This is a genomic window from Rothia sp. HMSC073B08, assembly GCF_001812975.1.
GTDB lineage: Bacteria > Actinomycetota > Actinomycetes > Actinomycetales > Micrococcaceae > Rothia > Rothia mucilaginosa.
Window position 1 is genome coordinate 77,347 of the sequence record NZ_KV811087.1, and the last position, 9,923, is coordinate 87,269.

Sequence of the window (9,923 nt, forward strand, 5' to 3'; positions counted from 1 at the left end):
GAATTACTCCACTAAACTATCCTGGGGTGCGGGCGCTTTTGTGACCCAAACGCCACAGCGGAGGGGTATATTAACAAGGCGTTACACGGTGAGCATCATCGCAGTGAGGCAATGCGAAACCCACAGAGCGTAACGAGGCACCTCGTAACCTCGTGCCACCACGGTGTAAACCAGACAGTATTTTCCGGCAGGGATGAAAGGAACGGCAGCGGCAATGAGCACGGCAGACCGCCATGAACCTGCGCACTCTCCGCAGGACACCGGCGCCACCATGGGCCCCGAAACCCAAATGCTCAACCTCAAAATCCTGCAGAATCTCGCGCAGAATAATATCTACCGCGACGAGGAATCCAAAGCAGGAATCCGAGCCCTCGAAAAGTCGCTCCTGGGACAGGGTCGCCGCTACACCCCCGTAGAAGCCGCAGAATGCGCCGGACTTCCCTTCGAAACCGCCCAGCGCATCTGGCACAACATGGGCTTCCCGACGATTCCCAACCACTCGCCCTACTTCACTGAAACAGACGTGCAGATGCTCGCCGACCTACAGAAGTTGGACGCAGAAGGCGACATCCGCATGGAATATGTGGCATCCCTCGTGCGCGCCGAAGGTCAACTGACCGACCGCACCGTCGCCTGGCAGATTGAGGCGCTCGTGCACAACATCATGGTCACCGAAAACCTCAGCGATAATGATGCCCGCCGCAAGCTTCTTAAAGACTTCCCACGCTACCTTGAGGTTCTCGAGCGTCTGGCGCTGTACGCATACCGCCGTCAGATGTACGCCGGAATCCTGCGCCTGGGATTGCGCGAAAACAACGTGACCACCTCCGGCCTCTCCCGCCTGCCCTTGGTGCGTGGTGTAGGATTCGTGGATCTGGTCTCGTACACCTCCCTGGTACGTAACCTAGACGCGGCGGCTCTTTCTCAGCTCATCAACCACTTTGAGCAGAGTTGCCTGGACGTTATTGCGCCCCTGGGCGGTCGCATTATTAAGACTCTCGGTGACGAAGTTTTCTTCCTCACCGAAACCCCGGACGCTATCGCAGAGATTAGCCTGCGTCTGTCCGAAAAAATCGGTGCCGACCCGCAGCTGCCGGACTCCCGCGTCGCCTTCATCTGGGGCGAGGTTCTGGCTAACCGCGGTGACGTGTACGGCTCCAGTGTGAACCTGGCTGCGCGCCTGGTTTCCCTGGCTGAACCGGGTACCGTGCTGACCGATAATGAGACAGCAAACACGCTCCGACAGGTGGGAAATCGCTATACTCTCACCTCTCAAGGAACGCGAAACGTTAGAAGCTTTGGTAACGTAGACCCCGTGGCGGTGACTCGTCGCGTGAACTACACAATGGAGATAGACCTCTCATGACTGAACTGAAACTACGTACCGGTGGTGCAACGCACCGCGGCGCACATCGAGAAAATAACGAAGATTCGATGGTCGTCGCCGGTTCCCTTTGCGTGGTCGCGGACGGCATGGGAGGCCACGAGGCGGGCGAGGTCGCTTCGCGCCTGTGCGTGCGTCAGCTCGCCTACTCGCCCTTCTTCACCATGCCCGGTGGCCGTAGCGAAGAGGAACAGCAGGCCTACGTTGAGCGCCTGGCCGCTATTGACGAGGAAGACCCCACCAAGCGCCGCCGCCGCGCGAACACCCTGCTCAACAACGAAATTGTGGGCACCCTCAACCGTCTGCACGACATCATCGGCGAAACCAACGAGGAGATTAAGCAGGCGCTTTCCCGCTCCGGCGGTACGACCCTGACCGGTGCATGGCTGACCCGTATTGGCGACCGTAACCTGTGGGTTATCTTCAACGTGGGTGACTCCCGCACCTACCGCCTGCTGCGTGAGGACGAAGGTATTCACCACTCCGCCATGGAGAAGCTGCCCGGTTCCGAGGGCTCCGCCTCGCTGGAGCAGGTCACTAGCGACCACTCCGAGGTGCAGTACCTGGTCGATGAAGGTCAGATTACCGCCCTGGAGGCGCTGACCCACCCGCGCCGCAACGTGATTACCCGTGCGTTGGGTACCGGCAACTACTGGGAGCCGGACTTCTGGGTTCTGCCCGCTCGTCCGGGTGACCGCCTGATGCTCTGCTCCGATGGTCTTTCCGGTGAGCTTTCGCACGAGTACATGGCGCGTGTGCTCACTTCGATTCGCCACCCGCAGGATGCCGCTGACGTTCTTCAGCATGAGGCGCTACGCTCGGGAGGCCGTGACAACATTACCGTGATTGTTGCCGACACTGTCAAAGCCTAAACGTCATACTCTGTGATTCACCCCCGCTCTCTTCGGGTACTCGTGCGAGTGCCTGCAGGAGGCGGGGTGAATTGCGTCCGCTTTCAGCACTGTTGAGTGCGGGCGCGAACGACCCTGGCTAGACGTGAGGCGAACATGCTCGCACGGAACCGGGCAATATGACGAGCGATAGGGGAGAGGCGGAGCAAAAACGCTAGACTGGACGGGTGACTGAGAACAACACCCCCAGCAGACTGCCCCCGCCGAGACTCGAGCAGAGAGCCCCGCAGAAAACTCCGTGGAAAACACCGCAGAAAACACCGTGGAGATTACCGAGGCCCTGCGTGCTGAGTACGCGGAACTGACCGATAAGATTCGTGCCGCCCGCCGCGCCTACTACAACGAGGACGCGCCCTTCCTCTCTGACGCCGAGTACGATAAGCTCTACCGCCGCCTCGAAATCATTGAGGCGGAGCACCCGCACCTGATCGCCAACGACTCGCCCACCCAGGAAGTCGGCGGCGAAGCCATCGAGGCCTTCGCACCCGTCACCCACCTGCAGCGCATGTACTCCCTCGAGGACGTCTTCTCCTTCGAAGAGCTACGCGCCTGGCTGACCAAGACCGAAGAGAGCGCCCGGACCCTCACCGGCAGCGCACCGCAGTGGCTGACCGAGCTGAAGATTGACGGCCTGGCGGTGAACCTGCTCTACCGCAACGGCACCCTCGTACGCGCGGCAACCCGCGGCGACGGCACCACCGGCGAAGACGTCACCCACAACGTGCGCACCATCGCGAGCATCCCGCAGCAGCTGAGCGGCGAGAACCACCCCGAAGAGATTGAAATCCGCGGCGAAGTGTTCATCTCCTCCGCCGATTTTGAGAAGCTCAACGAGTCCATGATTGCCGCAGGAAAGAACCCCTTCGCGAACCCGCGTAACGCCGCGGCAGGCTCGCTACGCCAGAAGGACGCGGCGATTACCGCCTCGCGCCCGCTGAGCATGTACGTGCACGGCATCGGTTCGCGCACCGGCCTGGATATTGCCACCCAGTACGAGACCTACGATTTGCTCGCCTCCTGGGGTCTGCCCGTGAGCCCCTACAGCGAAATCGCCGCCAACACCGAGGCGGTCTTCGACTTCATTAACAAGTACGGCGAGCAGCGCCACTCCCTGGTGCACGAGATTGACGGCATCGTCATTAAGGTCAACGACTTCGCGACCCAGGCTCAGCTGGGCTACACCTCCCGCGTGCCGCGCTGGGCGGTGGCGTACAAGTACCCGCCCGAAGAGGTGCACACCAAACTGCTGGACATCCGCGTGGACGTGGGACGCACCGGCCGCGTGACCCCCTACGGCGTCATGGAGCCCGTGTTCGTCTCCGGCTCGACCGTCGAACGCGCCACCCTGCACAACCAGGACGTGGTCAAGGCCAAGGGCGTGCTCATCGGCGACACCGTGGTGCTGCGCAAGGCAGGCGACGTGATCCCCGAGATCGTCGCCCCCGTGGTTGCTCTACGTGACGGCACCGAACGAGAGTTCGTGATGCCCGGCGAGTGCCCCTCCTGCGGCTCGCCCCTGGCACCCGGCAAGGAAGGCGATGTGGACCTGCGCTGCACGAACCCGCGCTCCTGCCCGGCGCAGCTGACCGAGCGCGTGTACTATGCGGCAAGCCGCGGCGCCTTCGACATTGAGGCGCTCGGCTTTGAAGCAGCAAAGGCACTCACCAGCCCCGCAACCCCGGATACCCCTCCGCTAACGACCGAGGCGCACCTGTTCAGCCTCAACATTGAGGACCTGCGCGAGGTCACCATCGAACGTGAGAAGAAGGTCAAGGGTGTGGGCACCGGAAAGATGGAGCGCGTGCCCTACTTCTACACCAAGCCGACCAAGGCACGCCCCGAACCGAAGCCCACGAAGAATACGCTGAACCTCTTCGCCGAGCTGGAGAAGGCAAAGCAGCAGCCGCTGTGGCGCGTGCTGGTTGCCCTCTCGATTCGCCACGTGGGCCCGACCGCTGCCCGCGCGCTCGCCGCGGAGTTCGGATCGATGCAGGCGATCCGCGAGGCTGACCGTGAACGCCTTGCCGCTGTGGACGGTGTGGGCACCACGATTGCCGACTCGATTATTGAGTGGTTCGCTGAGGACTGGCACGCCGAGGTTGTGGACTCCTGGGCTGCCGCCGGTGTGCGCATGGAAGATACCCGTGACGAGTCCGTGGAACGCACCCTGGAGGGCCTGACCGTGGTCGTGACCGGCACGCTGAATGGTTACACCCGTGACGGTGCGAAGGAAGCCATTATTTCTCGCGGCGGTAAGGCCTCCGGCTCGGTTTCGAAGAAGACCCACTTTGTGGTTGCGGGCGCGAACGCCGGCTCGAAGCTGGATAAGGCACAGCAGCTGGGTCTGAAGGTGCTGGATGAGGAGGGCTTCACCGCCCTGCTCGAGGGTGGTCCGGAGGCTGTTGAGGCTACCGCCGAGTAGACCCGATAGCGGGGGCACCTGAATCTGACCCCTGCAATATATAGGGCATTCAGGCTCTGGAGTGCGTGCTTCAGGGCCTGAATGCCAATTTCTGGCATTTATAATTACCACAGCTTTTAAGGCGGAAGCGCCTTAAAACACTCCCAAAGCGAAGAAATATTTAAAAAATATTTACACGCTGTTCAAAACCCTTAAAGGTGGTGCCCATCAACCCCGAATCGGAAAACTCGGCGGGGGAGCGCATCCGAGTTAAAACCCTAGAAAACCCCGAAATTCCGGGGTGAAACCCTTAAGGCGCGCGGGGCTCAAGGTCTTAAATAATGTTTCCTTCACTTTTAACCTGGAAGAACCCTGGGAGAACCCGGGACGTTCGCTGTGAACTTGAAATCGGGTTGGAATCATAAAAAACCTCGGCTATCTTTGAGACCAGATGGATTCTCGCAAGAGAATCACCTGTGTGGTTTCAAGCTTGGAATGCTTGAAACGATGCCCGGTTCTACCGCACGTCCCCATCGAGGAAGTGCCACCCGGATTCCGCACATAAGTGCAGAATCGCTCACGGTGACATGAAATCGGTGGAGAGCCGCTCACATGGTAGAGCCAGAATATGAGTAACCTACTTCGTTATCAAAGGGTGAGCGGCGGCGCGCTAGAGTTCCGGGGACGGAACGAGCGGGGACGGCCCCAAGGAGCATTATGAAGAACACTTCCATTCGTCGTACCGCAGCAGCTCTCGCCATCGGTGGCGCTGTAGCAGCTACCATGTCGATGCCCGCTGCAAACGCAGTAGACGGTGCTACCTGGGACGCACTGGCACAGTGCGAGTCCGGTGGCAACTGGTCCATCAACACCGGTAACGGCTTCTACGGCGGTCTGCAGTTCACCCAGCAGTCCTGGAACGGCGTCGGCATGTCCGGCTCCCCCGCGACCGCTACCCGTGCACAGCAGATCGAGGCTGGCGAGCGTCTGCTCGCTATCCAGGGCTGGGGCGCATGGCCCGCATGCTCCGCTAAGCTTGGCCTCTACGGCAAGACCGGCGCAGCTCCCACCTACACCGAGCCCACCACCACCGTGGCTGCACAGTCGCAGACCCAGCAGACCTACACCGCTCCCGCGGCACAGGTTGCACCCGCAGCTCCTGCAGCTCAGGCTGCACCCGCAGCAGTTGAGGCACCCGCAGCAGCTCCCGCTGCACCGGTAGCACCCGCTGCACCCGCAGTTGAGGCTCCCGCAGCTCCCGCAGCAGCGCCGGCAGTTGAGGCTCCCGTAGCAGCAGCTCCCAAGGCTGCAGCAGGCACCTACACCGTGGTTCCCGGTGACTCCCTCTCGCTGATCGCTGCAAAGCTCGGCGTTGCAGGCGGCTACCAGGCAATCGCAGCTGCGAACACCGACATCATCTACAACGTTGACCTGATCTTCCCCGGCCAGGTTCTGACCATCCCCGCCTAAGGATTAACCCTCAAGCGTAACGTGGACACGTTGTAGCCCAACGCCCCGCACCTCACACGAGGAGCGGGGCGTTGAGCATTTAACCCCAAAACAGGGGAGGAGAACACCGCCTGAACACGCAAACCAGCAGGTAAACCCTCCAACCCCCAATGAGACGGAAAACGCAACCTCCACTACACTAGAGAAGAGACAAGAAAACAAACTACGGGAGAACCATGTCTGCCATCACCTTTGAACAGGTAAAGCACCTGGCATCGCTGGCACTCATTGAGATGACCGATGAAGAACTCACCGCGATGGCGTCTGAGCTGGACGTCATCGTCGCATCCGTTGAGACCATGTCGCAGAAAGCAACTGCCGACATCCCCGCGACCAGCCACCCCATCCCCCTCGAGAACGTCTTCCGCGAAGACGTACCCGTCACCACCCTCACCCAGGAAGAGGCGCTCTCCGGCGCCCCCGACGCACAGGACGGCAAGTTCCGCGTGCCGGCAATCCTCGACGAAGACTAAGAGGAGAACAACCAAGTGAACGAACTGATCCAGCTCACCGCCGCAGAAGCAGCAGAAAAGCTCGCATCCGGCGAAATCACCTCCGTCGAGCTCACCCAGGCACACCTGGACCGCATCGCAGCCACCGACGGCGCACCCCTGAGCGACAACCGTGCAGACGGTAAGAATGGCCTCAACGCCTTCCTGCACATCAACGCCGAAGAAGCACTTGCCACCGCAGCAGCAGTGGACGCAGACCGCGCAGCAGGCAAGGAACTGCCCCCGCTCGCAGGCGTACCCATCGCCGTCAAGGACCTCATCGTCACCAAGGGCCAGCCCACCACCGCAGCATCGCGCATGCTCGAAGGCTGGATGAGCCCCTACGACGGTACCGTCACCCGCAAGGTCCGCGAAGCACGCATGCCCATCCTCGGCAAGACCAACCTCGACGAATTCGCAATGGGCTCCTCCAACGAGCACTCCGCATTCGGCGTAGTCCGCAACCCCTGGGCACTCGACCGCGCACCCGGCGGCTCCGGCGGCGGCTCCGCAGCAGCCGTCACCGCCTTCCAGGCACCCCTGGCGCTCGGCACCGACACCGGCGGCTCCATCCGCCAGCCCGCAGCGCTGACCGGTAGCGTCGGCGTCAAGCCCACCTACGGCTCCGTCTCCCGTTACGGCGTCATCGCCATGGCATCCTCCCTCGACCAGGTAGGCCCCGTCGCACGCACCGTCCTGGACACCGCACTGCTCCATGAAGCCATCGCAGGCCACGATCCGCTCGACGCAACCTCCCTGCCCGATGAGCCCGGCAACTTCGTTGAAGAAGCCAAGGCAGGCGCAGAAGCCGCACGCAAGGGCGACCTGTCCGGCCTGCGCATCGGCGTCATCAAGGAACTCGGCGGCGGCGACGGCGAAGGCTTCGAAGCAGGCGTCCTCGCACGCTTCCGCGAATCCGTCGAAGAGCTGCGTGCCGCAGGCGCAGAGATCATCGAGGTCTCCCTGCCCTCCGTCACCGAAGCCATCAGCGCCTACTACATGATTATGTCCTCCGAGGTGTCCTCCAACCTGGCACGCTACGACGGCGTCCGCTACGGCCTGCGTGTCGTACCCGAAGACGGCCCCGTCACCATCGAACGCGTCATGTCCGCAACCCGCTCCGCAGGTTTCGGCCACGAGGTCAAGCGCCGCATCATCCTCGGCACCTACGCACTGTCCGCAGGTAACTTCGACGCCTACTACGGCGCCGCACTGCGCGTACGCACCCTCATCCAGCGCGACTACGCAGCAGCATTCGAAAAGTGCGACGTGCTCATCTCCCCGACCGCGCCCTCCACCGCGTTCAAGCTCGGCGAGAAGACCGAAGGTGACCCCATGGCAATGTACCTGGGCGACGTCGCAACCGTGCCCGTCAACCTGGCAGGCGTCCCGGCGCTCTCCCTGCCCGGCGGCCTCTCCGAAGAGAACAACCTGCCCGTCGGCATCCAGTTCACCGCACCCGCACGCGAAGACGCACGCCTCTACCGCGTCGGCGCAGCACTGGAAGAACTGCTCACCGCAAAATGGGGCGCACCGCTCTACAAGAGCCTGCCCGACACCGAAACTCTGATCCGCGACTTTGACTTTGGGGGAACCAAGTAATGAGTGAAGAAGTCCTCAGCTTCGAAGAAGCCATCGAAAAGTACGACCCGGTCCTCGGCTTCGAGGTGCACGTCGAACTGAACACCAAAACCAAGATGTTCGACTCCGCACCCAACGAGTTCGGCGACGAACCCAACACCAACGTCACCCCCGTATCGCTCGGCCTGCCCGGCGCGCTGCCCATGGTGAACAAGACCGCTGTTGAGTCCGCCATCAAGCTCGGCCTGGCACTGGGCTGCGACATTGCAGACAAGTCCTACTTCGCCCGCAAGAACTACTTCTACCCGGACTCCCCGAAGAACTTCCAGACCTCCCAGGCTGGCGGCCCCATCGCGGAAAACGGCTCCCTGGACGTCGAGCTCGAAGACGGCACCATCTTCACCGTCGAAATTGAGCGCGCCCACATGGAAGAAGATGCAGGCAAGCTCACCCACGTCGGCGGCGCAGACGGCCGAATCCAGGGTGCAACCTCCTCCCTGGTCGACTACAACCGCGCAGGCGTGCCCCTGATCGAGATTGTCACCCGACCCATCGTCGGTGCCGGCGAGCGCGCACCCGAACTGGCACGCGCCTACGTTGCCGCAATCCGCGACATCGTACGCTCCCTCGGCATCTCCGACGCCCGCATGGAACGCGGTAACGTCCGATGCGACGCCAACGTCTCCCTCATGCCCAAGGGCGCCGAGAAGTTCGGTACCCGCTCCGAAACCAAGAACGTGAACTCCCTGCGTTCGGTTGAGCGCGCCGTCCGCTACGAGATTCGCCGCCACGCAGCGATCCTCGAACGCGGCGAAAAGGTCACCCAGGAGACCCGCCACTGGCACGAAGACACCCGCGAAACCTCCTCGGGCCGCCCCAAGTCCGACGCCGACGACTACCGTTACTTCCCCGAACCGGACCTCGTACCGGTCGTCACCAACAGCGAATGGATTGAGCGTCTGCGCGCCGAACTGCCCGAACCCCCGGCAGAACGCCGCCGCCGCCTCAAGGGCGAGTGGGGCTACTCTGACGAAGAGTTCCGCGACGTCGTCAACGCTGGCGCACTCGACGTTATCGAAGAGACCGTCGCCGCAGGCGCAACCGCAGCAGCAGCCCGCAAGTGGTGGATGGGCGAGATTGCCCGCCGCGCAAAGCAGGCTGAAGTTGAGCTCACCGCCCTCGGCGTGGAGCCCGCAACCGTGGTCGCCCTCGAAGCGCTCATCTCCGAAGGCAAGATCAACGACAAGATCGCCCGCCAGGTGCTCGAGTTCGTCCTCGCCGGTGAAGGCACCCCCGCCGAAATCGTTGAGGCACGCGGCCTCGCCGTGGTCTCCGACGACGGCGCGCTCACCGCAGCCGTTCAGGAAGCACTGGCAGCAATGCCCGACGTTGCCGACAAGATCCGTGCCGGTAAGGTTCAGGCTGCTGGCGCTATCGTCGGTCAGGTCATGAAGGCTACCCGCGGTCAGGCTGATGCCGCCCGCGTGCGTGAGCTGATTCTGGCTGAGTGCGGCGTGGAAGGCTAAGCTTTTCTGCTGACCCGGCTCTAACGCAAGAGGCGTCGTCTCCCGAGGTGGGAGGCGGCGCCTCTTTCGTGCTCTCTAGTCCCGCATGGTTCCGCTTGGAAAGGCGGTTATCGTCCTCGT

7 protein-coding genes are annotated in these 9,923 nt (G+C 62.3%); all 7 read left to right on the plus strand.

Going from position 1 to position 9,923, the window contains the following annotated elements:
• Positions 1 to 214: 214 nt before the first annotated feature.
• The 7 genes from HMPREF2884_RS08575 to gatB all read left to right on the plus strand — a co-directional run bounded on the left by HMPREF2884_RS08575 (position 215) and on the right by gatB (position 9,803).
• Positions 215 to 1,366 carry an adenylate/guanylate cyclase domain-containing protein gene (locus HMPREF2884_RS08575; protein WP_070616794.1) on the plus strand — a complete coding sequence of 384 codons (1,152 nt, stop codon included), beginning with the start codon at positions 215 to 217 and terminating at the stop codon, positions 1,364 to 1,366.
• Positions 1,363 to 2,256, plus strand: a complete 894-nt coding sequence (locus tag HMPREF2884_RS08580) for a PP2C family protein-serine/threonine phosphatase (protein ID WP_070616796.1) — start codon at positions 1,363 to 1,365, stop codon at positions 2,254 to 2,256. The genes HMPREF2884_RS08575 and HMPREF2884_RS08580 overlap by 4 nt, the downstream gene beginning before the upstream one ends.
• A 277-nt stretch (positions 2,257 to 2,533) precedes the next feature.
• Complete coding sequence (gene ligA, locus HMPREF2884_RS08585) at positions 2,534 to 4,717, plus strand: NAD-dependent DNA ligase LigA (RefSeq protein WP_070616798.1); 2,184 nt, start codon at positions 2,534 to 2,536, stop codon at positions 4,715 to 4,717.
• A 696-nt stretch (positions 4,718 to 5,413) separates the two neighbouring features.
• Positions 5,414 to 6,166, plus strand: coding sequence for a transglycosylase family protein (locus tag HMPREF2884_RS08590; protein ID WP_070616801.1), 753 nt, complete (start codon positions 5,414 to 5,416; stop codon positions 6,164 to 6,166).
• 215 nt (positions 6,167 to 6,381) lie between these two features.
• Positions 6,382 to 6,678 (plus strand): Asp-tRNA(Asn)/Glu-tRNA(Gln) amidotransferase subunit GatC, encoded by a 297-nt coding sequence (gene gatC / locus HMPREF2884_RS08595; protein WP_005507016.1) that lies wholly within the window; start codon positions 6,382 to 6,384, stop codon positions 6,676 to 6,678.
• Positions 6,679 to 6,693: 15 nt separating this feature from the next.
• Positions 6,694 to 8,298: an Asp-tRNA(Asn)/Glu-tRNA(Gln) amidotransferase subunit GatA gene (gene gatA, locus HMPREF2884_RS08600; protein ID WP_049338850.1), complete on the plus strand. Its 1,605-nt coding sequence runs from the start codon at positions 6,694 to 6,696 to the stop codon at positions 8,296 to 8,298.
• Positions 8,298 to 9,803, plus strand: a complete 1,506-nt coding sequence (gene gatB, locus HMPREF2884_RS08605) for an Asp-tRNA(Asn)/Glu-tRNA(Gln) amidotransferase subunit GatB (RefSeq protein WP_005507019.1) — start codon at positions 8,298 to 8,300, stop codon at positions 9,801 to 9,803. Before gatA ends, gatB begins: the two co-directional genes overlap by 1 nt.
• The last annotated feature ends 120 nt before the right edge of the window (positions 9,804 to 9,923 follow it).